Source organism: Micromonospora sp. DT201 (genome assembly GCF_049841575.1).
Lineage (GTDB): Bacteria > Actinomycetota > Actinomycetes > Mycobacteriales > Micromonosporaceae > Micromonospora.
On record NZ_JBNCKP010000011.1, the window covers coordinates 114,386 to 138,936 of the forward strand.

Sequence of the window (24,551 nt, forward strand, 5' to 3'; positions counted from 1 at the left end):
CCGTGTCCACCGCATCGACGCGTGTCCCTCAGCAGGAGCGCAGCCGCGCCACCCAGGCCCGCCTGCTGGAGGCGACCGTCGACTGCCTGATCGAGCACGGCTGGTCCGGCACCACGACCACCGTCGTCGCCGCACGGGCCGGTGTCTCGCGGGGGGCACAGCTGCATCACTACCCGACGAAGGCCGCGCTGGTCACCGCCGCCGTGGCCCATCTCGCCGAGCGGCGAGCCGCCGAGTTGCGCACCGAGGCCGAGGCGTTGCCAGCTGGCCCGCAGCGGCTCGACCGGGTGATCGACCTGCTCGGCGTGGCGTTCACCGGGCCGCTGTTCGTGGCCGCTCTCGAGCTCTGGGTCGCCGCCCGCACCGATCGGGAGCTTCGGGACGCCCTGGTGCCGCTGGAGGCGACGGTCGGTCGGGAAATGCATCGCCTCACCGTGGCGCTACTCGGCGTCGACGAGCGCCGACCAGGAGTCCGCGAGGCGGTGCAGGCGACCCTCGACCTGCTCCGCGGGCTCGGGGTCGCCAACCTGCTCAGCGACGACTCGGCCCGCCGTACTGCTCTGCTCACCACCTGGAAGCGCCAACTCGCCACCCTTCTCACACCCTGACCGCCGGCCGCGCAGGCCCGCACCGACCGGAGGCACCATGGTCGACCTCACTGACCTGCTCGCGGATCTGGCCGCCGAGTCGGCCCAACTGGACGCCCTGGTGGCCCCATTGCCCGCCGCCGACTGGGCGAGGCCGGCCTCCGCGCCGGGCTGGAGCATCGGACACCAGATCGCCCACCTCGCCTGGACCGACCATGTGGCGCTGCTCGCCGCCACCGATCCCGAGGCGTTCTACGCGACGGTCACCGCCGCACCGGACCCGACTCGAATGGTCGACGCCGGTGCCGAGGAGTTCCTCACCCCGCCAGCGGAGCTACTGTCCCGCTGGCGGGCCGGACGGGCGGTACTCGCCGACGCACTGGCCGCCGTCCCGGCCGGCGAGAAGCTGCCCTGGTACGGCACCCGGATGTCGGCCACCTCGATGGCGACCGCTCGGATCATGGAAACCTGGGCACACGGTGAGGACGTGGCCGACACGCTCGGCGTCGTCCGCCCCGCCACCGATCGACTCCAGCACGTCGCGCACCTTGGTGTGCGTACCCTCGGGCACAGCTTCGCCGCGCACGGCCGGGCGGCACCGACGACGCCGGTCCGGGTCGAGCTGGTCGGACCCAGCGGTGACACGTGGAGCTGGGGTCCGGCGGACGCCGCCGACCGGCTGACCGGTCCGGCTCGGGACTTCTGCCTGCTGGTCACCCAACGCCGACACCGCGCGGACCTCGCCCTGGTCGCCGTCGGTCCGGTAGCCGACGAGTGGCTCGACGTGGCGCAGGCGTTCGCTGGCCCGCCGGGTGCCGGCCGCGAGCCGACCACCGTTCCGGTCGACGCGGACGGAGGAGGGGCATGATCCGGATCGGAAACGCCTCCGGTTTCTACGGCGACCGGTTCACCGCCTGGCGGGAGATGCTCGACGGCGGCGAGTTGGATGTGCTGACCGGCGACTACCTGGCCGAGTTGACGATGCTGATCCTCGCCCGGGATCGGCTGCGCGACCCCGGCCTGGGCTACGCGAAGACGTTCCTGCGTCAACTGGAGACGTGCCTCGGCACCGCCCTCGACCGGGGAGTGCGGATCGTGACCAACGCCGGCGGGTTGAACCCGGCCGGCCTGGCCGCCGCCATCGACGCACTCGCCGGCCGCCTGGGCCTGCCAGTCCAGATCGGGTACGTCGAGGGCGACACGATCCAGCGGCCGGACGCGTTGAGCGCGAACGCCTACCTCGGCGCGTTCGGGATCGCCGCCTGCCTCGACGGCGGCGCGGACGTCGTGGTGACCGGCCGGGTCACCGACGCGTCACTTGTGGTCGGCCCGGCCATCGCCCGGTACGGGTGGGGCCGCGACGACCTCGACGAGCTGGCCGGGGCGACCGTCGCGGGGCATCTCGTCGAGTGCGGCGCACAGGTCACCGGTGGCAACTTCAGCTTCTTCACCGAACTGCCCGACGGCGGGCACCGGCCCGGATTCCCGATCGCCGAGGTGCACGCCGACGGCTCAGCGGTGCTCACCAAGCATGTGGGCACCGGCGGTGCGGTCACCGTGGAGACGGTCACCGCCCAACTGCTCTACGAGATCGGTGGGCCGGCATACCTGGGGCCGGACGTGGTCACCCGACTGGACACGGTGACGTTGCGTTCTGACGGGCCGGACCGGATCCGGGTCTCCGGTGTCCGGGGCACACCGCCACCAGCCACGCTCAAAGTGGGCGTCAACAACCTCGGCGGTTTCCGCAACTCGATGACGTTCGTCCTCTGCGGTCTGGACATCCAAGCCAAGGCGGCCCTGGTCCGGGGGCAGGTCGAGGAGGCGGTGGGCAAGGACGGGCTGGAATTCGTGCTGGCCCGGACCGACCACCCCGATGCCGCCGACACCGAGGCGGCCAGCGCCCTGCTCCACGTCCACCTGCGCGACGGCGACAAGGCCCGCGCCGGACGTGCCTTCTCAGCCGCAGCGGTGGAGTTGGCACTGGCCTCGTACCCGGGCTGCACGCTGACCACCCTGCCCGGCGACGCGACACCGTACGGCGTCTTCACCGCCGACGCGGTGCCGCAGGAGGCAGTGGCGCACGTCGCGGTGCTGCCCAGCGGCGAGCGGGTGCCGATCCCCCCGCCGCTGCGCACCGCCCCCGTCGCGGCGGTCAAGACACCTTCGGGTGGCAACGTGGCGGTCGGCGGCCCGACCCGAGGCGGGGCGCTCGGCGAGTTGGTCGGCGCGCGCTCAGGAGACAAGGGTGGGGATGCCAACCTCGGTGTCTGGGCGCGCTCGGAGGCCGGGTACGCGTGGCTGCGCGCCTGGTTGACCGTCGAACGGCTGGCCGAGCTGTTGCCGGAGACCGCGCCGCTGTCGGTGCAGCGCTACGAGTTGCCGAACCTGCGCGCGGTCAACTTCGTCATCGAGGGCCTGCTCGGGGCGGGGGTGGCCGCGTCAACCCGGTTCGACCCGCAGGCCAAGGCGCTCGGTGAGCTGCTGCGCGCCCGGATCGTCGACCTGCCTGCTGACGTACCGACGGGGGTGGCCCGATGAGCATCATGGACACGCCGGAGCGGCGAGCACCCGGGTACGCCGCGAACCGGGCGGCCCTGTTGGACCGGCTGGCCGAGTTGGACGCCGCGCTGGACCAGGCTCGGGCCGGCGGCGGCGAGAAGTACGTGACCCGGCACCACGCACGCGGCAAACTGCTCCCCCGGGAGCGGATCGAGCTGCTGGTGGACGCCGACAGCCCGTTCCTGGAGTTGTCGCCGGTCGCCGCGTACGGCACGGAGTTCCCGGTCGGGGCCAGCGTGGTCACCGGTATCGGGGTGGTCGAGGGCGTGGAGTGCCTGATCGTCGCCAACGACCCGACGGTACGCGGCGGCGCGGTCAATCCGTGGTCGCTGGCGAAGACCCGGCGGGCCGGCGAGATCGCCCTGGCCAACCGGCTGCCGATGGTCAACCTCGTTGAGTCGGCCGGAGCGGATCTGCCCACTCAGGCGGACATCTTCATCCCGGGTGGTCGGGTGTTCCGTGACCTGACCCGGCTCTCGGCGGCGGGCATCCCCACGGTCAGCGTGGTCTTCGGCAACGCCACGGCCGGTGGCGCGTACGTGCCGGGGATGTCCGATCACGTGATCATGATTCGGGACCGGTCGCAGGTCTACCTGGCTGGGCCGCCGCTCGTGAAGATGGCGACCGGTGAGGTCACCGACGACGAGTCGTTGGGTGGCGCGGCGATGCACGCGGCCACGTCCGGGCTCGCCGACTATCTGGCGTCCGACGAGCGGGACGGCATCCGGCTGGCCCGGCAGTGCGTACGCCGGTTGAACTGGCGCAAGCAGGGCCCGTCGCCGCGGACGGCGGTGCCGCAGCCACCGAAGTACGACCCGGAGGAGCTGCTCGGCATCACCAGTGCCGATCTGAAGGTGCCGTTCGACCCGCGTGAGGTGCTGGCTCGGATCCTGGACGGCAGCGACTTCGACGAGTTCAAGCCGGCGTACGGGGACGCACTGGTCACCGGCTGGGGCGAGCTGCACGGGTACCCGGTTGGCGTGCTGGCCAATGCCCGCGGGGTGCTGTTCAGCGAGGAGGCGCAGAAGGCGGCCCAGTTCATCCAGCTCGCGAACGCTGCGGACACCCCGCTGATCTTCCTGCAGAACACCACCGGCTACATGGTCGGCACGGAGTACGAGCAGCGCGGCATCATCAAGCACGGCGCACTGATGATCAACGCGGTGTCCAACTCGACGGTGCCGCACCTGACGGTGAACCTGGGTGCCTCGTACGGGGCCGGCAACTACGGCATGTGCGGTCGGGCGTACGAGCCGAGGTTCCTGTTCACCTGGCCGAACGCGAAGTCGGCGGTGATGGGTCCGGCGCAGCTCGCCGGGGTGCTCTCCATCGTGGCGCGGCAGGCTGCCGCCGCCCGGGGGCGCGATTACGACGAGGAGTCCGACGCCGCCATGCGGATGATGGTCGAGCAGCAGATCGAGTCGCAGTCGGGCGCGCTCTTCCTCTCCGGCCGGCTCTACGACGACGGGGTGATCGACCCTCGGGACACGCGTACGGTCCTCGGGCTCTGCCTCTCGGCGATCCACAACGGACCGGTGAAGGGCGCCGACGGTTTCGGCGTCTTCCGGATGTAGGGGGCGGAGCCAAAGATGATCAGCAGATTGCTCGTCGCAAATCGGGGGGAGATCGCCCGCCGGGTCTTCGCGACCTGCCGGACGCTCGGTGTGGAGACGGTCGCGGTGCACTCGGACGCGGACGCCGCGGAGCCGTTCGTCGCCGAGGCCGACCACGCGGTCCGGCTGCCCGGTGCCGCGCCGGCCGAGACGTACCTGCGGGTCGAGCTGATCCTGGACGCGGCCCGGCGCAGCGGCGCGGACGCCGTCCATCCGGGCTACGGCTTCCTCGCCGAGAACGCCGAGTTCGCGGCGGCGGTGACCGACGCCGGGCTGACCTGGGTCGGGCCGCCCGCCAAGGTGATCGCCGCGATGGGCGACAAGCTGGCGGCGAAGGCGCTGCTCGCCGAGGCGGGCGTGCCGATGCTGCCGAGCTGGACCGACATCGACGAGGTCACCGATTTTCCGGTGCTGGTGAAGGCGTCCGCCGGTGGCGGCGGGCGGGGGATGCGGATCGTCTCGGACGCCGCCGGGTTGGCCGAGGCGGTCGCCTCGGCGCGCCGCGAGGCGGCTGCCGCGTTCGGTGACGGCACGGTCTTCATCGAGCGGTACGTCGAGCGCGGCCGGCACGTCGAGGTGCAGATCTTCGGCGACACGCACGGCACGGTCGCCGCCCTCGGCGTGCGCGAGTGCTCGATCCAGCGCCGACACCAGAAAATCGTCGAGGAGGCGCCCGGGGTCGTCCCCGCGGAGCTGCGCGAGCATCTGCACGAGGCGGCGGTGGCGGCGGGACGCGCGGTCGACTACGTGGGAGCGGGCACGGTGGAGTTCCTGCTCGCACCGACCGGGGAGTTCTACTTCCTGGAGATGAACACCCGGCTCCAGGTCGAGCATCCCGTCACCGAGCTGATCACTCCGGTCGGGCTGGACCTGGTCCGGCTGCAACTACTGGTTGCCGAGGGTGCCCCGCTGCCGGAACACGCCCGCTACCCGGCCGCGCGCGGCTACGCGATCGAGGTGCGGCTGTGCGCCGAGGAGCCGGCACAGGGCTGGCGGCCTTCGACCGGCACTCTGCACCGGTTCGACGTGCCCGGGGTCGACCGCGAGTTCGGCTGGCTCCACCGCTCGGGCCTGCGACTCGACTCCGGCGTGGTGGCGGGCTCGGTGGTGGGCGTGCACTACGACTCACTGCTCGCCAAGCTGATCGCCGTGGCGCCGACCCGGTCCGAAGCGGCCCGCGCTCTGTCGGGCGCGCTGGCCCGGGCCGAGCTGCACGGGGTGGCCACCAACCGGGACCTGCTGGTCCGGGTGCTGCGCAGCCCGGAGTTCGCGGCGGGCGAGATCGACACCGGTTTCCTGGACCGGCACCCGGAGGTCTTCGTGCCGCTGCTGCCTGCCGATCAGCTCCCGTTGACTGCCCTCGCCGCCGCGCTGGCCGGTGCCGCCCAGCGCCGGGCGACGGCGCCGGTGCTGGGCGGGCTCCCGTCGGGCTGGCGCAACGTGCCCGCTGTCCCCCAGGTCACCCGCTTCGCCGGCCCGGACGGCGACGAGATCGAGGTTCGCTACCGGTTGGACCGGACCGGCGGGCTCGCCGACTGGTCCAGCACGTCGACGGCTGCGGTCGAGGGCTCTTCCGACCAGCCGACAGCGACCGGCCCAGCGGGTGCGCTCACCGTGGCGCTTGTCGAGGCCGCCCCGGGCCGGGTGGTGCTCGACGTCGGTGGGGTGCGGCGCGCGTACCGCGTACACCGGGTGGGGTCGGCGGTGTTCGTGGACGGCCCGGACGGGGCGGCGAGCCTCACCGAGCTGCCACGTTTCCCACTGCCCACCGCGGAGCTGGCGGCCGGGTCGCTGCTCGCGCCGCTGCCTGGCTCGGTGGCCCGGGTGCACGTCGAGGTCGGCCAGCAGGTCGCGGCCGGCGACCTGCTGCTCACCCTGGAAGCGATGAAGCTGGAACATCCGGTGCTCGCCCCGGCCGACGGCGTGGTCGCCGCACTGCCGGCGCCGGCCGGCGGTCAGGTGCGCACCGGCGCGGTGCTGGCCGTCATCGAGAGCTGAAGAGGAGACCCCCGATGACCTTCGACCTCACCCCCGAGCAGGATCAGCTGCGCGACGCCGTGCGGGCGTTGGGCCGCCGCTATGGTCACGGTTACTTCGTCGAGAAGGCCAAGGCCGGCGAGCACACCACCGAACTCTGGGCGGAGGCCGGACGGCTCGGCTACCTGGGGGTCAACATCCCCACGGAGTACGGCGGCGGGGGCGGCGGCATCACCGAGCTGGCCATCGTCTGTGAGGAGCTGGCGGCCGCAGGCTGCCCGCTGCTGCTGCTGGTGGTCTCCCCCGCGATCGCGGCCACCGTGCTCAACCGGCATGGCACCGAGGAGCAGCGCAAGCGCCACCTGCCCGGCCTCGCCGACGGCTCCCAGAAGATCGTCTTCGCGATCACCGAGCCGGAGGCCGGTTCCAACTTCCACCGGCTGGGCACGGTCGCCCGCCGCGACGGCGACGGTTGGCTGCTCTCCGGCCGCAAGTGCTACATCTCCGGAGTCGACGAAGCCGGACACGTGCTGGTGGTGGCACGCACCGAAGATTCCTCCACCGGGAAGCTGAAGCCGGCGCTGTTCCTGGTGCCGACCGACGCGGCGGGGCTGACCAGGTCCAAGCTGGACATGGAGATCGTGTCTCCGGAGAACCAGTTCCTGCTCTACCTGGACGACGTGCGACTCCCCGCCGACGCGCTGCTCGGTGAGTCGCTGGACGCCGGCCTGCCGGCGCTCTTCGCCGGGCTCAACCCGGAACGGATCACGGTGGCCGCGATGGGTGCCGGCACCGGCCGGTACGCCATCGAGCGGGCCAGCGAGTACACCGCCACGCGCAAGGTCTGGGGTGGCCGGAGCATCGGCTCGCACCAGGGCGTGTCACATCCGCTGGCACACGCTGCGGTGCAGGTGGAACTGGCCCGCCTCATGATCCAGAAGGCCGCCACCCTGTACGACGCAGGCCGCGACCTCGAGGCCGGGGTGGCCGGCAACATGGCCAAGTACGCGGCCGGGGAGGCAGCCGCGCTGGCCGTGGACACCGCCGTCCAGGTGCTCGGCGGGGCCGGCATGACCACCGAGTACGGGGTGGCGACCCTGCTCGGCGCCGTCCGGGCGGGCCGGATCGCCCCGGTCAGTCGAGAGATGATCCTCAACTTCGTAGCCCAGCACGTCCTCGGCCAGGACAAGTCGTACTGAGACCTGCCGAGTGCTGAGACTGACCCGACGGCTGGGGCGGGAAGGCATCATCTCTCGCCCCCTTTGCTCTGCTTCAACCCAGGCAACACTTCCGCCTCGCGAGTGTTGCGTGGGTTGAAGCAGAGCAAAGCTTGAGCAGGGCACCCGAGACGGTGCACCGCAACATCGGCGATGCCGTGTCGATCACCTGCTACGCGCCCTGCGGGTCCGGCTGCTCCCGACTGTGCAGGATGGCCACGGCCACCGCGAAGAGCAACGCGGGCACCAGCGCCAACGTCGACCATTGCGCCCAGGTGAGCGCACCGAGGACACCGTCGTTGGTGGATCGCTCGAAGATCGCCCCTGTGGTCCCGAGCACCACTCGGGTCAGCAGCAGCGTGACACCCACCGGGACAAGCAGCGCGAGCAGGCGCCGCCGGAGCACCGCAGGCGTCGACAGGACAGCAAGAGCAAAGAGCAGGTATCCCGCGGTCAGCAGAATCGCCTCGATCTGGCCGACGCCGACGGTGAATATCCAGGTGCCTCGAACGGGTTCCGTCCGGAGATCAGCTGACGTGACGGTGGCGATGGTCGGAGCGGCGACGCTGACCAGCGTGGCAGTTGCCAGCAGACCGAGCCGCCAGGGTGCGACGACAGCGCGGGCCGAGCGGGGAGCGCGAATGGCGAGCGCCACGGGGACCATCGCGGCAAGCACGGCGGGCCAGAGATTGAACACCGTGGAATATTGGCCATAATCCTGAGCGACACGTACCACCTCGAAGGCCGCAGCGCAGACGGCGATCGCGGCTGCTGACCGGCTCCACCCCAAGGCGGCCAACATCGCCACGATGAGCCACACCACCGACACGAGCCAAACCGGCCACGAGACGACCTCCTGACCGAGCCCTTCGGGATAGCCGTCCGCTAGCAGGGCCAGGTGCAGCACTGGAAGGCGCGCAGCGCGCGCGAACAACACAAGCGCGGCGATCAGGCCCAGCACCTGCGCCGCTTCCCGCCAGGCGTCGACCGAGAATCGAGCGCCAACCTGACGTACGTGCGCACGAAACGCCCCGCCGAGCAGGGCGAGCACGTCTCGTCGGGCGGGTCGGCGCTGGCCCGGCGTCGCGTCGTCCAGCAACACCCCGATCATCTCGTCCTCGTACTGCCGTCGGTACGCACGGGGATAGCACGCCAACAGCCACCGGTAAGCCTGGTCCAACGTCATGCCGCACCGCCTTCGAAGATGAGGCCGGCACGGCGCAGTCGCACGCTCGCCGCGTCGGCGTTGCTCCGCAGCCGCGCCGACTCCTCGGCCAGGCGCTGCACTCCGGAGGCGGTGAGTCGGTAGTACCTGCGCAACCTGGACTGCACCTGCTCCTCGCGCTCAATGTCGATGAGGCCCTCGGTACGTAGCCGGTCCAGGGCTGCGTAGAGGGTGCCAGCGCGCAGGTCGACGCGCCCGTCGGAGATCCGGCGGACCTCGTCGAGGACGGCGTAGCCGTGCCGAGGGGCCTCGACGAGCGCGGTGAGAATCAGATAGGTCGACTCTTGCATGGAAGCCTTCGTCACCACCGCAGCATATACCGTCCGACTGTATATACGGGTGCTGAGCACGCGGTTCGCACGAGGATTCGCATTGACCCGGTTGGAATACTGGGCGGGTGCCCAGCGATGTCGAGTTCGAGCGGGTCGTGGAGCAGCTTTACGCCGCTTTCGCCCACCACCCGATGCCCGCTGACATGGAAGCCTGCACGCACTGTGTGGACGCGGCCGTCGTGGCACTCTTCGCCCGCACCCCGCTGCGGAAGCTGACCGTGGACCAACTCGATGCCTACCTGTCGAACCGGGGCACGTGGGGGGACGGGACGGAGGTACCGCACCTGCTGCCCCGGCTGTTCGAGGCGTTCGCCAATGGCGAGATACAGCACCGGCACCCGGAAGCCGTCGTCGACCGGATGTCGGACCAGTGGCAGGACTGGCCGGCCGCCGAGCGAGCCGCCGTCGAGCGGTTCCTCCGCTGCTGGTGGCGCCAGACCCTCGTGGAGTTTCCGTCCGCCACCTCGGCCTGGGATCTGCTGGAGGCGGTCGCGGGGCTGGCGGTCGACCTCGGGCCGTACCTGGCCGAGTTCGCGGCCATTCCGGGCGAGCCCACCGCGCGGCACCTGGCCGGTGTCGTCGGTGGCTGGTCGTACCACGGCCCCCTGCCCGACGGGGCACAGGAGTCGATGCGACGCTGGATGGCCAGCGCGACGCCGACCGACGTGCTGTGGACCGCCGCAATCAACTCGACCAACCCGCAGGTCGCCGACGAGCTGGCCGAGGCCGCCGAGTCGGCATTACGCCCACCGTACTGATCGGACCGGCTGGCAGCGCGTGCTCAGCCGGGGTTCCGGCAGGCCGCATCGATGCGGTGGACTGGGCGAACTCGGCGGCCCATGCCCTCCAGCAGCGAGTCCTCGACGTGGAAATCGTGGATACGCAACTGGCGCCGGGGCAGTTCCTCCTCGCTCGGGCAGAGCACCTGCGCGCGGACCAGCTCGACCGGCACGTACCGCACGCCACCCTGCTCCTGCAGGATCACCATGTTGACATCGTCCGTGGTGATCACATGGCCGCGCACTTCCTCGGCAGGTCCGTTCTCCGCACCCACGGTCGTGACGGTCAACGGCAGCACCGGTGTGCTGATCACCGGCACCGCGGCCCAGGCCAGCGTGGCCAGCATCGCCACCTCGGTCACCGATGCCAGCGGCCGGATCACCACGCCGGGCAGCGGCCCTGCGACGAAGAGGGCCAACAGCGGCGGCGCCGCGAGAAGCGCCAGCACCAACAGGTCACCCTGCTTCGCGGTGTCACGCAGCGTGGGCAGCAGCAGCCAGCCGTACCCGGCGAGCAGCGCGACGATCATGAGCAGCCGTGGCACCACCTGTTCGTGCAGCCGCGCGGGACGGAGCTGGAATGCGGCCACGAACGCCGGCAGCAGCAGCGGCAGGTAGAGCAGCGGCCAGGTGAGCAGGGCGAGCAGGAAACTGGCCAGCACCACCCAGGCCGGGGTGATGTCGGCCCAGCGGGCGAAGAGCGGACGACGGCGGGTGCCCAGCGGCAACCGGTCCACACTGACCGCCAGCACGGCACCGAGCGCGAAGACGGCGACCAGACCGGTGGAGAGCAGCCGGGCGGCGGTGGTCAGGAAACCCGCGAGCAGGTTGACCGGCCCGACGTTCGCGACCAACAGCAACGTGGTCTGGAGTTCGCCGCCCGCCTCCACACCGAGCCGAAGTACCGAGAAGATCGCCGGTACGCCCACCAGCGCGGTCCAGAACGACTGGCTGGCCCGGGCGCGCCGCTCCGCCGGGTCCCACCGCACCCGCACCGGCCCGTCGTCGGCGACGACCGGTTCGGCGGGTGCGGCGACCGGCACGCCCGCCGGCCAGACGATGGCGTCCGTCCCGGCACCGAGCGGACTGTCGACACCCGGCTCGGTGGCGGTGTCGTGCGGCGTGGACGCCCGTGGCGGCGGGACCGGGCCGTCGGCGCCGCCGGTGGCGGTCGACGCCGTGGTCACCGCCGGGGAGCCTTGTCGTCGAAGTCGACAAGCTTCGGCACCTCCAGCGGCTGCGGCTGGCGCTTCTCCGCCCGCAGCCATGGACCCAACGTCCGGTTGTACGCCGTCTGCCAAGGGGTCGCCTGCCCGTCCCGGCCCTGCTCGTAGCTCTTCTGCAGGAAGAACGCGACCAGGTCGCGCAGCGCGGGATCACCGATCGGCACGCCGATGCCCAGCAGTTCGCTGGTGCCGAACGGCATGTCCACGATCTCGAACTCCTTGGGGAAGCTGGCCAGGAAGCCGGCGAGGATCGACTCGTCGGAGCTGACCGCGTCGTACCGGCCCTTCCGGATGCCGTCGACGCAATCGCCGACGTCCTTCACCACGAACGTCTTGACCTGGTGCTTCTCCAGCTCGGCCTCGGTGGTGGAGCCACCGCTCGTGCAGACCTTGTAGGCCGGGTCGCGCAGGTCCTCAATGGTGCGGATCTTGTCCTTGAGCCGGCTCGACACCATCACCTCCTGGGTGGTGACGAAGTACGGCCCGGCGAAGCTGACAAGCTTCTTGCGCTCCTCGGTCATGGAGAAGCTGGACACCACCAGGTCAACCGTGCCGCCCTGCAGCGCCGGGATCCGATCCTCGGTGGCCACCGAGACGAACTCCAGCCGCTGGTCCCCCTCGTAGCCGAGGGAGGCGGCGACGTACCGACCGATCTCGACGTCGAAGCCGACATGCTGGCCGTTGCGGAGCTCACCCATCAGCGGCTCGTTGGTGGCGACACCGATGCGCAGCTTCGACTGCCCGTAAATGTGTGTCTCGCGCATCTTCTCCTGCACCGACGACAGTTCCGGTTCCTGCCGACTGTCGCAGCCGGCTGCGGCGGCCAGGGTGAGGGTGAGGGCGACCGCCAGGGCCGATGCGACCGAGCGGAGCCGGGACCGGGAGCTGCGTACATTCATGGGAAACCTCGCTGACGCACCAGCCTGCAGAACACTGAGAGTAGCGACTTCGGTCCACTCCGCGGTGACACCGACCGGGCACGTCGAACGGACCGGTCGACCGGCGAGGCGACCTGCTCTGCGGTTGACAGCCGCCGATGTCACGACATGCTGGACAGGTGATTCGATTGTCCAGGCCCGATGCGCGGACGGTGGCGGTGCTCGCTGCGCTGGGAGCCCTCGCGCCGCTGGTCATGCTGGTCCTATGGCGCCGACAGGACCTGCTCGGCGTGGTTCTCGCGCTGCTCTGTGTCCTGCTGACCATGGTCGCCGGGGTCGCCTTCTCCGCCGCCCGTCAGGTCGACGACCCGGAGCCGATGGACCGGTCGGCGACCGGCGGGCCGTCCGAGCTGATGCCGTACGGGATCGACGCGGACACCCTCGACGCCCTGGACAGTCGGGACGCGTTGCGTGCGGTGCGTGACCGGCGGCGCGGGTCGGACGGGCTCAGCGGCCGGTGAGGGTGGGCGCGGCGAGCGCGTCCACGCCCCGCCCGGCCAGGCACCGGTAGGCCCGGTCGATGCTGCCGTCGACCGGGGGCAGCACCTCCAGGTGCCAGCCGCTCGGCTCGGCGATCCCGGTGGTCAACTGGAACGTCGTGGCGCTGCACACCTGCCGCACCGGCTGGGCGGCGATCACCTCGTCGTAGTCGGCGCCGACCAATGGCACCGGCAGGATGCCCTCGGCGTACGCCTCCCAGGTGTGCCGGCCAGCGCAGGACAACCGAGCCGCCTCGGCGCGGCTGCCACGGATCCGCATCGGGCCGAAGCATTCCAGCTCAGGCAGGCACCGGGCACCCTCGGGCAGTTCGGCGGGCCCACCAGCGCCGGTTACGCAGCCGGGCAGCGGCCCGGTCGCCGGTGCGGCGATCTGGGTGACCGACGGGTTCGGAGCGGGCGGTGCTGCCCGGTCGGCGATCCAGGCCCCGGCGGTGGCGGAGGCGGCGAGCGCGAGCACCCCGGCACCGCCGTAGAACCAGCGCCGCCAGCGCCGGCCACCGGGAATCACCTGCTGGGTGTCCTCGATGGGCGGCCGGGGCACCGGCTGGCTGGCCGCGTACGGGCCGGTGGGGGTTGCGCCGCCGCTGACCGGCGGGCCGAGTGGCAGGCTGGCGAGCAGGTCGTGCAGTTCGAGGGCGGAGGGGCGCTCGGCCGGGTCGTTGGCCATGCCGGTGCGCAGTATGTCGATCAGCTCGTCCGGCACGCCGGGCAGGCCCGGGAGCGGCTGGTTGAACATCTCCAGCACGGTGACCAGGCTGGGGTTGCGCTCGGACTGCCAGCGTGGCGGTCGACCGTGCATCAGGGCGTAGAGGGTGGCGCAGAGCGCGTACACGTCGACGGCCGGCGACGGCGGGCTGTGGCTGAACATCTCCGGCGGCGCGTACGCCGGGGTGAGCACTTCCAGGGTGACCGAGGCGTCCCGGTGCTCGGCGAGCACGGCCAGCCCGAAGTCGGCGAGCACCGCCGAGTTGAAGCCCGAGTGGAGGATGTTTGCCGGTTTCACGTCCCGGTGTAGCACCCCGGCCGCGTGCGAGTGGGCCAGCGCATCGGCGATCTTGATGCCGAGGTCACGGGCCTCCACCGGGCCCAGCGGCGAGGTCCGCATCCGTTCGGCGTACGAGCCGTCACAGAGTTCCATGATCAGGTAGGGGTGCTGATCGACGGTGACCCCGACGTCGAAGAGGTCCACCACGTGCGGGTGCGACGACATCCGGCCGGCGGCCCGTGCCTCGCGCAGGAAACGGGCCTGATCCCGCTCGCTGTCCAGCGTCCGGTTCTCTACCTTGACGGCGACCTCACGACCCACGGAGATCTGGGTGGCCTGGTAGACGGTCGCGTACCCGCCCCGGGCAAAGACCCGCAAATCAGTCAGACCAGGCACAATCGGCACCGGCAGGCCGCCGGTCGGGGTGTCGGTCACCGCTCGAAAATACCCAACCCGGCCAGCGGCTCAGCGCGCCGCATCCGCCGGAGCGGCACCGGCCGGGCCGGTACCCTCCTCGGCGAGTGCAGCCGCCTCGACACCTTCGGACATGACGACTTCGCCGGCCGGCGCACCCCGGCGGGCATCCAGTCGCAGGCCCACGGCGGTGGCCAAGGCCCCCAGCCCTTCCCAGGCCGCCACGCCGAAGAACCGGTCAGGAGTGATGTCGGCCAGCACGGCGATAGTGAACACGGTGAACGTGACCAGCCGGAAGACCACAGTGAACCGGTAGAACGCCCGCCACTCGGTGACCGTGGCAAGCAGGTAGTAGACGCCCATGTTGAACGCCGCCATCGAGGACGCCACCAGGAACGTGCCGGTGTAGTCACCGACCGCACGCGTCGCCGGCACCTCGAACCCGAGCATGCGCAACTGCGCCTCCGGCCAGAGCAGCCCAACTGCGCCCATCACCAGCGCCAACACGCCGAAGACCGCGATGGTCCAGCCCGCGATGGAACGCGGCAGCTTCATGAAGGGCCTCCCCAGGCACGGCGACGGTCACCACTATGGACCAGCACACGGTGGTGACACGCTAGCCCGTCACCCCAACAACCACATCCCCAGAACCGACAAAACCCGCCCCACCCCCAACAGGTCGATCAAGAAGTTCGGTCACCGGAGACCGAATTCCTGACGCAAACCTCTTGATCAACTCGGCGGGGCGAGGAGGGCCAGGCGGGCGCGTAGTGCATCAGCCGCCTCGCGTTCGCTGCGCTGCTCGGTCGCGTACGCCAGGCGGACCGCCTCGTCCGCGGACGACAACGCCTCCGTCGGCTGACCGCACGCGGCGAGCGCCTCGGCCAGCACGCTGGCGGCGAGCACCTGACTGCGCACGTCCTCGGCCGGCGCCGTCACCGCCCGACGGGCCCAGTCCAACGCCTGCTCGCGCTGACCATGGGCGAGCAACGACGACGCGTACTGGGCCATCGTCTGGCGGCGGGAGAAGAGCAGCGAAGGTGCGCTCGCGGCGACCGTGGCCACCGGGGCGAGCAGCCCGACCGCGGTCGCCGAGTCACCTGCGCCCAGGCGCGCCGTCGCCAACAACACCCGGGGTGCCACCTGAGCGGGGGCCTGCGGATTGTGTGGCTCCACGGTGGTCAGCACCGCGCGGGCGACCCGCTCGGCCGTCTCGCAGTCACCCATGTCCATCGCGACGAAGCCACGCAGGGTGCCGGCCATCCCGGTGAGCAGCGGGTGGGAGGTGCGCTCCGCGTACGCCAAGGCGTCGGTGAGCAGGTCCGCCGCGTGCTCCGGCTCGCCCAGCCCGCGCGCCACCACCGCGCGGACCACAAGCGCGAACCCGCGCCCCCAGTCGTCGGAGACGGCGGCGAACTCCCGGTACGCCCTCCGGGCCTCCCGGTCCGCCTCGGCCAGGTCACCCAGCTCGGCGGTGGCGAACGCCGCCACCGCGCGCAGCGTGCCCACCGCCCACGCCTCACCGACCCGCTCGCCGAAGGGCAGGAACACCTGCGCCATCCGACAAGCCTCGCGCAGTCGGCCGGCGAGCAGCCGGGCGAATGCCGTGGTGCCGCGCAGCCAGGCCCGCCCGTACGGGTCCTTCAGCTCGGCGAAGAGCCGGGCGGCCCGGCCGAGCACCGCGTCGGTGCCGGCGAAGTCACCCCGGGTGGTGGTCACCCAGGCCAGGTTCTGTAGAGACCAGGCCTGCCCGCGCCGGTCCTGTGCACCGAGGCTGACCTGGTACGCGGCAGCCAACCGGCTGCTCGCCTGACTCAGCCGCCCCGCCACGAAGTCGGCCATGCCGAGCCGGCGCATCGCCGTGGCGCGCTGCACTGCCAGCCCACCCGCCGTGGCCACCTGCAACGCCTCCTGCCAGGCAGTCATCGCCCGGCCCTGATCCCCGAGAGTCTCCTGGGCCTGCCCCGCGAGCAGCAGGGCGTTGACCCGGGTAGCCTCGTCCCCCGCGTTCGCGGCGATCTTCTCGGCGTACGCCAGCGCGTCGACGACGCGACCGACCTGGAGCAGCGCCCGTGCGTGCACCACCCGATCGGCCGCCGGCACCCCGTCGCGGGCCAGCTCGGTGGCGCGCTCGGCGTACTCCGCTGCCAGCACCGGCTCACCGGCGGACAGCGACCGGCGGGCGGCCCGGCCGAGCGCGGCGACGCCGAGCGGGACCACCGCCCGGGCTGGTGCGTCCGGACGCAGCTTCACCGCGTCGGCGAGCTTGGCGGCCCGCTCGACGTGCATCGCCACGAAGTCGTCCCGGGCGTCATCGCTGAACCCGCCCGGCGCTCCTGCGGTCTCGTCCACAGGTGCCGCCCAGCGGGCCAACGCGGCGTGCCGCTCGGCCAGCTCCGCTTTGCTCACCCCGGCGTACGCGGCCTCCCGCATCAGCGGGGTCGCGAACGAGAAACCGGTCCGGGAGCGGTGCAGCATCCGGCGTTGCAGCAGCTCCTCGATGGCCCGGTCGAGCTCCACGGCGACCACGGCCGATGGCCGACCATCGTGGCCGGCACGCTGCTCACGCATCGCCTCCAGCGCACCGGTCGGCACCGTGTCACCGATCACCGCGGCATCGCGCAGCACCGAACGGGCGTCCGGTGGCAGCGCGTCGATCCGGGCAGCGAGCACGGCGGCGAGGTCCCGGGAGAGCAGCCGGCTGCCCAGCGAACCAGGCACCAACCGCCAGCCGGCCGACGCGCTCTGGTCCCGCTCGCCGGATCCGGGCCGCTCCCCCGCGGCGCGGACACCGCGCTCTGACTCCGTAGCGCCGACACCGCGCGCCGACTCCGTAGCGCGGACACCGCGCGCTGATTCCGTGGTGAGCGCCCCGCGCTCGATGAGCAGAGTGACCAGCTCGGCCAGGTAGAAAGGATTGCCCTGAGCGGTGGCGAGCAGCCGGTCGGCGTCGGCCTGCGGCAACTTGCCGCCGCCGAGGTAGCTCGTGAGCAGCCGCGCCGCGTCGGCACCCCGCAGCGGCGGCAGGGAGTGCACCTCGGCGTCCGCGACCCGGGTCAGCGCGCCAGCGGTACGCACCAACTCGGGGCGGCCGAGCAGCAGCACCAGCACCGGGCCGGTGAGCCTGGACAGGGCCAGTCCGAGGGCACGGATCGTCTCGGCGGTGGCGTCGTGCAGGTCGTCCACCACGATCACCAGCGGCGCCTCCGAGGCGAGCCCACTGAGCAGGTCGGCGACCGCGTTCGGCACCACCTCGGCATCCGGAGCCGGGGTGCCCGACCCGCTCCACTCGCCGGTGTCGGTGCCGCCGTGCGCCGGCAGTTCGGCGTAGCCGAGCAGGGCGAGCAGCTGCTCGGTGGCGATCGGCGCGGTCTCGCCGCCGGCACGGGCGAGCCGCTGCCCGAGCCGCCGCAGCCTCTCCTCCACCGCCGGGCGGGTCAGCGCGGTGGCGGCATCACTGGGCAGGCCGACGGCGGCACGCACCAGGTCGGCGAGGGGCGCAAGCCGGCGCCGCTCACCGAACGCGGCGCAGCGCACCGAGAGCACCCGGGCACCGGTGTGCGCCGCGTACCGACCAGCACCCACGTCGTACCCGGCGGCCAGGCGCTCCACCTCAGCGGCGAACCGGGACTTGCCGATGCCCGCCTCGGCGGTCATCAGCAGCACCCTCGGGTCACCTTGGTCGATCACCTCGGCGAGCCGGCCGGCGATCCGGCCGATCTCCGTCTCCCGGCCCACGTACGGCGCCTCGTCGCCGAGCCCCGAGCGGGTGCCTGGCGCGTCCAGCAGACCCAGCAGCTCGTACGCCTCGACCGGCTCACGCTTGCCCTTGAGTCGCAGCGGGCGCAGCGCCCGCCAAGAGGACACGTGCCGGGTGGCGGCAGCGGTGCGCCCCCCGGCGTAGACCGCGCCGACCGCGGCGGCGTCGGCCAGCCGGGCGGCAGTGTTCACCGTGTCGCCGATGACCGTGTATTCGATGGCGGCCTGGATGCCCGCGATGACGTCGCCGGTGTTCAGCCCGACCCGCAGCCCGAGCGGCGCGCCACCGCCCCGCTCGTCGTCGAGCACCCGACGGACGGCCCGCTGCATGGACAGAGCGGCCCGGACAGCGCGTTCGGCGTCGTCCTCGTGCGCTACCGGCGCACCGAAGACCGCCATGATCCCGTCACCGGTCAACTTGTCGACGTGCCCGCCGAAGGTCTTCACCGCACCGGCGAGGGCGGCGAGCACCCGGTCGGTGACCGCGCCGACGCGCTCCGGGTCGAGATCCTCCGACCAGGAGGTGAACTCGGAGAGGTCGCCGAAGAGCACGGTGACAACCCGGCGCTCGGCCGCCGGCAACGTGGCGGCGGCCGGCAGCGCGGCACCGCAGTTGTGGCAGAACCGTGCACCGGGAACGGCGACGGTTCCACACACGGGGCAGGTCACATGTGCTCCAACCCACTGACCCCGGCCTCAGATTCCCCGGTGCCGACACCCAGATACTCCAACTGCGCCCGGACCGACCATTCAGCCGCCCACCAGAGCGAGCGGTCCACGTCCGCGTAGACCGCCGCCACCACGTCGGCGGGCGTGTGAGCGCCGGCGGCGACCGCCGCCCGGACCTGGTCGAGCCGGGCCCGCCGGTGGGCGAGGTAGAACTCGGCGGCGGCGGCGCAGTCGGCCAGCGCCGGGCCGTGCCCGGGCAGCGCCGGAATCCCCCGGTACGCGGACAGCAGCTCCAGGCTGGTCAGGTAGTCACCAAGGTGCCCGTCCGGGTGGGCGACCACGGTGGTGCCCCGGCCGAGGATGGTGTCACCGGTGAGCACCACCCGCTCGTCGCCGTGCTCGACGAGGAAGCAGACCGAGTCGGCGGTATGCCCCGGAGTGTCCAGCAGACGGATCTCCAGGCCGAAACCACCGAAGTGCTCACCTGGTTGGGTCAGCGGCGCACCGCCGATGGTGTGCGCCGGGTCGACGGCGAGGACGTGCACACCGCCGAGCAGCCCACTCAGCCGGGCCGCGCCCTCGGTGTGGTCGGGGTGACCGTGGGTGATCAGGATCAGGCCGATGGGGCCATGCTCAGCGATCCGGGTCAGGTGCCCCTCGTCCGCCGGCCCCGGGTCGATCACGACGCCGGACTCGGCGGTCGGGACCCGCAGCACCCAGGTGTTGGTGCCGTCGAGGGTCATCGGCCCCGGGTTCGGCGCACGCAGCAATGTCACCCAGGTCGGCAACTCGTCGGCGAGCGCCGCCGCCGGCGCCGTCACGTGCCCGCTCATGGCTGCGATCGTACGACCCCGCCCGCCACACCCCACGATCTTGCCCACTGAACCCGGAGGAAGGGCCCCTTGCTATGCGTCATGTACGCGAAGGGGCCCTTCCCTGACGGGCTGCGATCGCGGTGGCGACGCGTCAGGCGACCTCGACGATCAGTTCGATCTCCACCGGGGCGTCGAGGGGCAACTCGGCCACCCCTACGGCGCTGCGGGCGTGGCGGCCCGCCTCTCCGAAGACGATGCCGAAGAGGTCGGAGGCACCGTTGATCACTGCGGGCTGACCGGTGAAGCCGGGCGCGGAGGCCACGAAACCGGTCACCTTGACCACCTTGACCACGTTCTCCAAGCCGACCAGCGAGTCGACCGCGGCCAACGCGTTGAGCGCGCACCGCTGGGCCAGATCCTTCGCCTGATCGGCGGAGATCCCGGCGCCGACCTTGCCGGTCGCGAGCAGCTTGCCCTCGGCGATCGGCAGCTGGCCGGAAACGTACACGTGCTGCCCGGACTGCACGGCCGGCACGTAGCTGGCCACCGGCGGCACGACCTCGGGCAGTTCGAACCCCAGCTCGGCAAGCTTCGCGTGCGGACCGTTGCTCACAGCATCACCCCGATGTTCGCGACTGCGGAGCTCCGCTTCGCTGCACTCCTCGCGCTCACGGCACCCCTGATGTTCGCGACCGCGGAGCTCCGCTTCGCTGCACTCCTCGCGCTCACGGCACCCCTGATGTTCGCGACTGCGGGGCTCCGCTTCGCTGCACTCCTCGCGCTCGCGGCACCCCTGATGTTCGCGACTGCGGGGCTCCGCTTCGCTGCACTCCTCGCGCTCACGCCTTGGGTCGCTTCAGGTAGGCGACCAGCTGGTCCGGGTTTGGCCCGGGGACCACTGCGACGAGCTCCCACCCGTCCTCGCCCCAGTTGTCGAGGATCTGCTTGGTCGCGTGGACCAGCAGCGGGACCGTGGAGTATTCCCACTTCTGCATCGCTGAAGGGCTCCCTCTCGGTGCGGAATTGTTCGAGGGACAGCCTACGGTCCGTTGGCCGGGCGAGGCGCGGGACGCTGCTCCGGCGCGGCCGGCACCTCACCGCAGTGCCCTTCGTGCTCGTACCCCTGCGGGCAGCGGGACTTGTCGGGCAGCAGCAGGTCGCAGAAGACCCGGTGCCGGTTGTTCTGGTCGTCGGCATTGGACACGGTGGTCTCGCCGGCATCCAGCTCGGGTAGGAAGCCCAGGGACACCGCGACCCGGCCAGCCAGCACGGTCGCCGCCGCCAGATTCGGCACCCGGATCGGCAGGTGGATGACGAACCCTGGCTCGTCGTCGTCGCGGGTTCGTTCGGCGGGGTGACTCGGCGCCCGAGCCACCTCCGCCTGCTCTGGCATTCGGCGGTACGACCGTTCGTTTATCGACTGGCTGCCGACCTGCCCGCCGGCCTCGAACAAGGAGCCGGGCCGGCGCGGCCGGTCGTTGGTCGGGAACTGGGTGCGAGGGATGTTGTCCGCGTCGCGCATGCACTGCCTCCGGTCGTACCGCTCGGATCACGCTTCCGGCCCGGACCCTTTCATCCGTTCCGGCCCCCGCGCCGGGACGAAAGGTAGGTCCGTGGCCGCAGTCGCGACAACAAGACGCGCACGATTGGTCACCTGCAGTCACATATGCGACACATCGCGGGTAGAGAATCCGATGGCGGTTCGTATGCGGGTCCCGCCGGACGGATCGGTGGACAGCACGGCGCGGCAGGGGCGACACCGATGCGGTCATCGACCGCTACCCTTCCGGTCGGACGGTCGCGCAGCGCCCGGCAGCCCGCTCGATCACGCTCGACGCCAGGGGTGGCGGCGGGCGCCGCACCCCCGGGGGAAAGACGATGACCCAACCGCCCAGCGGCGACCAGGCCGGCCCACCCGCCCTTCCACCGGCCCAGCCGACTCAGCCGGCCCAGCCGACTCAGCCGGCCCAGCCGAGTCAGCCGGACCCCGCCGGCCAGCCCAGCGCTTCGACCGTTCCCGCCCAGCCGGCCCCCGCCGCGCCGTCCGGGCAGCTCGCGCTCCCCGCGCCGTCCGGGCAGCTCGCGCTCCCCGCGCCGTCCGCCCCGGCGGCGCTCCCCGCCCAGCCGACCGTCCCCTTCCAGCCGGCTTTCCCTGGGCCGACCAGCGGGGCTGGCGCTTCCGGCGCGCCGGGTGACTTCATTGCCGCGGCACCGACGCAACCAGGCACCCCGGACCCCTCGCTGATCCCGCCACCCCCGCCGGGATACCCGCCTTACCCGGGCGCGGAAGAGCCGAAGAAGAAGCGCGGCCTGCTGATCGCGGCGATCGCACTGGTCGTGATCATGGTGCTCTGTGTGGGCGGCGGTGTGGTGGCGTTCCTGACCCTGCGCAATGCCGAGACCGGCGAGGGTGCCAAGGAGCCTGCGGTCGCCGTGGACGAGTTCCTGACCGCGGTCTACAAGGAGCGCGACGCGACCAAGGCGGCCAGCCGCGTGTGCGCTGCCTCCCGCGACGACGGAAAGATCGCCGCAAAGGTCGCCGAGGTGCAGAAATACGCCTCGGCGTACCAGAACCCGCGCTTCCGGTGGACCACCCCGAAGGTGGACAACCAGACCGGGGAACGGGCCACCGTCTCCACCCGGGTCACCATGACCACCTCGGACGAGAAGGTGTCCGACCAGGACCTGCGCTTCACTGTGGTGCAGAAGACGGGTTGGTGGGTCTGCGAGGTCGCCTGACCACGTGGCGTGGATAGGCTCGACGGGTGTGTGCAGCTGAGCGGCCGGTCGACCCGGCCGGTACCGGATGGTCCGCCCGCCTCCACGTGGTGACCGGCAAGGGCGGCACCGGCAAGACCAGCGTGGCGGCGGCCCTGGCCCTCGCGCTCGCCGCAGGTGGCAGACGCACCCTGCTGGTCGAGGTCGAGGGGCGGCAGGGCATCGCCCAACTCTTCGGCATCGACCCGCTGCCCTACGAGGAGCGACACCTCGCCGAGGCGCCGGACGGCGGTGAGGTGCGCGCCCTCGCGGTGGACGCCGAGGAGGCGCTGCTCGAATACCTCGACATGTTCTACAAGCTCGGGGCGGCGGGCCGGGCGCTACGCAAGCTCGGTGCCATCGATTTCGCCACCACCATCGCACCAGGTCTGCGGGACGTGCTGCTCACCGGCAAGGTGAAGGAGGCCACGACGCGCACCTCCGGGCAGCGGCGCGCGTACGACGCGGTGGTGCTGGACGCCCCGCCGACCGGGCGGATCGGTCGGTTCCTCAACGTGACGGCGGAAACGGCCCGGCTGGCCAAGGTTGGCCCGATCAAGACCCAGAGCGAGGGGGTAGCCGCGCTGTTGCGCTCCCCGATGACCGCGGTGCACGTGGTCACGCTGTTGGAGGAGATGCCGGTGCAGGAGACGGTGGATGCGATCGCCGACCTGACCTCGCTCGGCTTCGGCATTGGGAAGGTGATCGTCAACGGCACGCGACCCCCGCTGCCTGCCGGCCCGGCGATCACCGCCGGGGAGCTGAAGCGTGGGCTGGTCGCCGCCGGGCTGCCGGCCGATCGGGACACCGTGGCCGGATTGCACGATGAGGCGCGAGACCAGCTCATCCGACGCGAACTGGAGGATTCGCTCCGCGCCGACCTGGTGGAGTTGGGGCTGCCGATGATCGAGCTGCCGTTGCTGCCTGACGGGGTGGACCGGGCGGGGCTCGCGGCACTGGCCCAGGCCCTCGTCCGCGCCGATTGACTCACACCTGAGGTCAGCATCGGCGCGTGGACCCACGCGGCCCGATACGCTCGATTGGTGCCTTCCGAAGACGCGGCGCCGCAGCTGGACGTCGACCAGATCCTCGCCGACCCAGGCGTGCGGATCATCGTGTGCTGCGGTGCCGGCGGGGTGGGAAAGACGACCACGGCCGCGGCGCTGGCGTTGCGTGCCGCCGAACACCATGGCCGGCGCACGGTGGTGCTCACCATCGACCCGGCCCGCCGGCTGGCTCAGTCACTGGGCCTGACCGAGCTGGACAACACCCCTCGCCAGGTCAAGGGGATCGACGTCGAGAGCAGCGGCGGCGAGTTGCACGCCATGATGCTGGACATGAAGCGCACCTTCGACGACGTGGTGCTGCAGCACACCGACCCGACGAAGGCCGCCGAGATCTTCGCGAACCCGTTCTACCAGGCGATGAGCTCGACGTTCTCCGGCACGCAGGAATACATGGCGATGGAGAAGTTGGGCCAGCTGCACGCCCGGGGCGAATGGGACCTGATCGTGGTGGACACGCCGCCGTCCCGCTCGGCCCTGGATTTCCTGGACGCGCCGGCCCGGCTCTCCCGGTTCCTCGACGGCCGGATGCTGCGGCTGCTGCTGGCACCCGCGCGTAGCGGCGGGCGGAGCATGTTCAGCCTGGTCACGGCCTCGTTCGGGATGTTCTCGAAGGTGGTGCAGAAGGTGCTCGGCGCGCAACTGCTCACCGACCTGTCCGGCTTCGTCGCCGCACTGGACTCGATGTTCGGCGGTTTCCGGCAGCGCGCCGAACAGACGTACCGCATCCTGCAGGCGCGGGAGACGGCCTTCCTGCTGGTCGCGGCACCGGAGCCGGACGCGGTCCGGGAGGCCGCCTACTTCGCGGGCCGCTTGCGGGACGAGCGGATGCCGTTGGCTGGCCTTGTGCTCAACCGGGTGCACCGCCCGGCGGTGCCGGAGCTGGACGCCGAGCAGAGCCGGGTCGCCGCCGAGCGGTTGACCGAGCTGGGTGGGCATGAGGCCACCGCCGATGTGCTGCGGGCGCACGCGGCGCTGGCCCGTCAGGCGGTACGCGAACAGCAGGTCGCCGCGCGGTTCACCGAGGCGTTCCCGGCGGTGCCGGCGGTCTCGGTTACGGCGCAGCCCGCCGACGTCCACGACGTCGACGGGCTACGGACGATCGGCGTGGCGATCAGCCGGCCGTGACCGG

The 24,551-nt window shown here is 71.8% G+C and carries 22 protein-coding genes; 11 read left to right on the top strand and 11 right to left on the bottom strand.

Features of this window, described 5'->3' with window-relative positions; genetic code table 11:
- Nucleotides 1-2 precede the first annotated feature (2 nt).
- Genes ACLQ28_RS19485 through ACLQ28_RS19510 form a run of 6 tightly spaced genes read left to right on the top strand, consistent with a single transcriptional unit; the run spans nt 3 to nt 7,938 of the window.
- A complete protein-coding gene (locus tag ACLQ28_RS19485) occupies nt 3-608 on the top strand; it encodes a TetR/AcrR family transcriptional regulator (RefSeq protein WP_425687704.1) in 606 nt (201 codons plus the stop codon).
- A gap of 37 nt (nt 609-645) precedes the next feature.
- Complete coding sequence (locus tag ACLQ28_RS19490; protein ID WP_425687705.1) at nt 646-1,455, top strand: TIGR03084 family metal-binding protein; 810 nt, start codon at nt 646-648, stop codon at nt 1,453-1,455.
- Nucleotides 1,452-3,128: an acyclic terpene utilization AtuA family protein gene (locus ACLQ28_RS19495; protein WP_425687706.1), complete on the top strand. Its 1,677-nt coding sequence runs from the start codon at nt 1,452-1,454 to the stop codon at nt 3,126-3,128. Before ACLQ28_RS19490 ends, ACLQ28_RS19495 begins: the two co-directional genes overlap by 4 nt.
- Nucleotides 3,125-4,723: an acyl-CoA carboxylase subunit beta gene (locus ACLQ28_RS19500; RefSeq protein WP_425687707.1), complete on the top strand. Its 1,599-nt coding sequence runs from the start codon at nt 3,125-3,127 to the stop codon at nt 4,721-4,723. Before ACLQ28_RS19495 ends, ACLQ28_RS19500 begins: the two co-directional genes overlap by 4 nt.
- A 15-nt stretch (nt 4,724-4,738) precedes the next feature.
- Nucleotides 4,739-6,760, top strand: coding sequence for a biotin carboxylase N-terminal domain-containing protein (locus ACLQ28_RS19505; RefSeq protein ID WP_425687708.1), 2,022 nt, complete (start codon nt 4,739-4,741; stop codon nt 6,758-6,760).
- A gap of 14 nt (nt 6,761-6,774) precedes the next feature.
- The gene (locus ACLQ28_RS19510; protein WP_425687709.1) at nt 6,775-7,938 is read left to right on the top strand and encodes an acyl-CoA dehydrogenase family protein; all 1,164 of its coding nucleotides are present in this window, start codon (nt 6,775-6,777) and stop codon (nt 7,936-7,938) included.
- A gap of 190 nt (nt 7,939-8,128) precedes the next feature.
- Here the strand turns inward: ACLQ28_RS19510 and ACLQ28_RS19515 are convergent, their stop codons facing one another.
- Together ACLQ28_RS19515 and ACLQ28_RS19520 are read right to left on the bottom strand one after the other, a co-directional pair.
- Complete coding sequence (locus tag ACLQ28_RS19515; RefSeq protein ID WP_425687710.1) at nt 8,129-9,142, bottom strand: hypothetical protein; 1,014 nt, start codon at nt 9,140-9,142, stop codon at nt 8,129-8,131.
- Nucleotides 9,139-9,486, bottom strand: coding sequence for a PadR family transcriptional regulator (locus ACLQ28_RS19520; RefSeq protein WP_425687711.1), 348 nt, complete (start codon nt 9,484-9,486; stop codon nt 9,139-9,141). Before ACLQ28_RS19520 ends, ACLQ28_RS19515 begins: the two co-directional genes overlap by 4 nt.
- A 92-nt stretch (nt 9,487-9,578) precedes the next feature.
- Here ACLQ28_RS19520 and ACLQ28_RS19525 point away from each other — a divergent pair, with 92 nt between their 5' ends.
- Nucleotides 9,579-10,271: a hypothetical protein gene (locus tag ACLQ28_RS19525; RefSeq protein WP_425687712.1), complete on the top strand. Its 693-nt coding sequence runs from the start codon at nt 9,579-9,581 to the stop codon at nt 10,269-10,271.
- A 23-nt stretch (nt 10,272-10,294) separates the two neighbouring features.
- Here the strand turns inward: ACLQ28_RS19525 and ACLQ28_RS19530 are convergent, their stop codons facing one another.
- Both ACLQ28_RS19530 and ACLQ28_RS19535 read right to left on the bottom strand, forming a co-directional pair.
- Complete coding sequence (locus ACLQ28_RS19530) at nt 10,295-11,479, bottom strand: hypothetical protein (protein WP_425687713.1); 1,185 nt, start codon at nt 11,477-11,479, stop codon at nt 10,295-10,297.
- Nucleotides 11,476-12,417: a transporter substrate-binding domain-containing protein gene (locus ACLQ28_RS19535; protein ID WP_425687714.1), complete on the bottom strand. Its 942-nt coding sequence runs from the start codon at nt 12,415-12,417 to the stop codon at nt 11,476-11,478. The genes ACLQ28_RS19530 and ACLQ28_RS19535 overlap by 4 nt, the downstream gene beginning before the upstream one ends.
- Before the next feature lie 167 nt (nt 12,418-12,584).
- Between ACLQ28_RS19535 and ACLQ28_RS19540 the strand changes: the two genes are divergently transcribed.
- Nucleotides 12,585-12,917, top strand: a complete 333-nt coding sequence (locus ACLQ28_RS19540; RefSeq protein WP_425687715.1) for a hypothetical protein — start codon at nt 12,585-12,587, stop codon at nt 12,915-12,917.
- On the opposite strand, the gene ACLQ28_RS19545 is transcribed toward ACLQ28_RS19540, so the two are convergent.
- From ACLQ28_RS19545 to ACLQ28_RS19575, 7 genes are all read right to left on the bottom strand, one after another.
- Entirely contained in the window at nt 12,904-14,376 is a 1,473-nt protein-coding gene (locus tag ACLQ28_RS19545) for a serine/threonine-protein kinase (protein WP_425687716.1), read from the bottom strand. The genes ACLQ28_RS19540 and ACLQ28_RS19545 overlap by 14 nt on opposite strands.
- Nucleotides 14,377-14,406: 30 nt before the next feature.
- Complete coding sequence (locus ACLQ28_RS19550; RefSeq protein WP_425687717.1) at nt 14,407-14,910, bottom strand: hypothetical protein; 504 nt, start codon at nt 14,908-14,910, stop codon at nt 14,407-14,409.
- Between the two features lie 177 nt (nt 14,911-15,087).
- A complete protein-coding gene (locus tag ACLQ28_RS19555) occupies nt 15,088-18,783 on the bottom strand; it encodes an adenylate/guanylate cyclase domain-containing protein (RefSeq protein ID WP_425687718.1) in 3,696 nt (1,231 codons plus the stop codon).
- Nucleotides 18,780-19,616 (bottom strand): MBL fold metallo-hydrolase, encoded by an 837-nt coding sequence (locus tag ACLQ28_RS19560; protein WP_425687719.1) that lies wholly within the window; start codon nt 19,614-19,616, stop codon nt 18,780-18,782. Before ACLQ28_RS19560 ends, ACLQ28_RS19555 begins: the two co-directional genes overlap by 4 nt.
- 133 nt (nt 19,617-19,749) lie before the next feature.
- Entirely contained in the window at nt 19,750-20,211 is a 462-nt protein-coding gene (locus ACLQ28_RS19565; protein ID WP_425687720.1) for a RidA family protein, read from the bottom strand.
- Between the two features lie 226 nt (nt 20,212-20,437).
- Complete coding sequence (locus ACLQ28_RS19570; protein WP_007466198.1) at nt 20,438-20,593, bottom strand: DUF4177 domain-containing protein; 156 nt, start codon at nt 20,591-20,593, stop codon at nt 20,438-20,440.
- Nucleotides 20,594-20,637: 44 nt separating this feature from the next.
- On the bottom strand, nt 20,638-21,120 hold the full coding sequence (locus ACLQ28_RS19575; protein ID WP_425687721.1) for a hypothetical protein: 483 nt from the start codon (nt 21,118-21,120) through the stop codon (nt 20,638-20,640).
- A gap of 677 nt (nt 21,121-21,797) precedes the next feature.
- Between ACLQ28_RS19575 and ACLQ28_RS19580 the strand changes: the two genes are divergently transcribed.
- The 3 genes from ACLQ28_RS19580 to ACLQ28_RS19590 are packed head-to-tail and all read left to right on the top strand — an operon-like array spanning nt 21,798 to nt 24,547.
- Complete coding sequence (locus ACLQ28_RS19580) at nt 21,798-22,337, top strand: hypothetical protein (protein WP_425687782.1); 540 nt, start codon at nt 21,798-21,800, stop codon at nt 22,335-22,337.
- Between the two features lie 26 nt (nt 22,338-22,363).
- Complete coding sequence (locus ACLQ28_RS19585; RefSeq protein WP_425687722.1) at nt 22,364-23,341, top strand: ArsA-related P-loop ATPase; 978 nt, start codon at nt 22,364-22,366, stop codon at nt 23,339-23,341.
- A gap of 54 nt (nt 23,342-23,395) precedes the next feature.
- Nucleotides 23,396-24,547 carry an ArsA family ATPase gene (locus ACLQ28_RS19590; protein WP_425687723.1) on the top strand — a complete coding sequence of 384 codons (1,152 nt, stop codon included), beginning with the start codon at nt 23,396-23,398 and terminating at the stop codon, nt 24,545-24,547.
- Nucleotides 24,548-24,551: the final 4 nt, after the last annotated feature.

What these genes read in the sequence shown, in the direction of transcription:
- ACLQ28_RS19505 (WP_425687708.1), top strand. Translation starts at nt 4,739, where the DNA reads ATGATCAGCAGATTGCTCGTCGCAAATCGGGGGGAGATCGCCCGCCGG.
- ACLQ28_RS19575 (WP_425687721.1), bottom strand. Translation starts at nt 21,120, where the DNA reads ATGCGCGACGCGGACAACATCCCTCGCACCCAGTTCCCGACCAACGAC.
- ACLQ28_RS19515 (WP_425687710.1), bottom strand. Translation starts at nt 9,142, where the DNA reads ATGACGTTGGACCAGGCTTACCGGTGGCTGTTGGCGTGCTATCCCCGT.
- ACLQ28_RS19560 (WP_425687719.1), bottom strand. Translation starts at nt 19,616, where the DNA reads ATGAGCGGGCACGTGACGGCGCCGGCGGCGGCGCTCGCCGACGAGTTG.
- ACLQ28_RS19550 (WP_425687717.1), bottom strand. Translation starts at nt 14,910, where the DNA reads ATGAAGCTGCCGCGTTCCATCGCGGGCTGGACCATCGCGGTCTTCGGC.
- ACLQ28_RS19490 (WP_425687705.1), top strand. Translation starts at nt 646, where the DNA reads ATGGTCGACCTCACTGACCTGCTCGCGGATCTGGCCGCCGAGTCGGCC.
- ACLQ28_RS19510 (WP_425687709.1), top strand. Translation starts at nt 6,775, where the DNA reads ATGACCTTCGACCTCACCCCCGAGCAGGATCAGCTGCGCGACGCCGTG.
- ACLQ28_RS19570 (WP_007466198.1), bottom strand. Translation starts at nt 20,593, where the DNA reads ATGCAGAAGTGGGAATACTCCACGGTCCCGCTGCTGGTCCACGCGACC.
- ACLQ28_RS19535 (WP_425687714.1), bottom strand. Translation starts at nt 12,417, where the DNA reads ATGAATGTACGCAGCTCCCGGTCCCGGCTCCGCTCGGTCGCATCGGCC.
- ACLQ28_RS19495 (WP_425687706.1), top strand. Translation starts at nt 1,452, where the DNA reads ATGATCCGGATCGGAAACGCCTCCGGTTTCTACGGCGACCGGTTCACC.
- ACLQ28_RS19500 (WP_425687707.1), top strand. Translation starts at nt 3,125, where the DNA reads ATGAGCATCATGGACACGCCGGAGCGGCGAGCACCCGGGTACGCCGCG.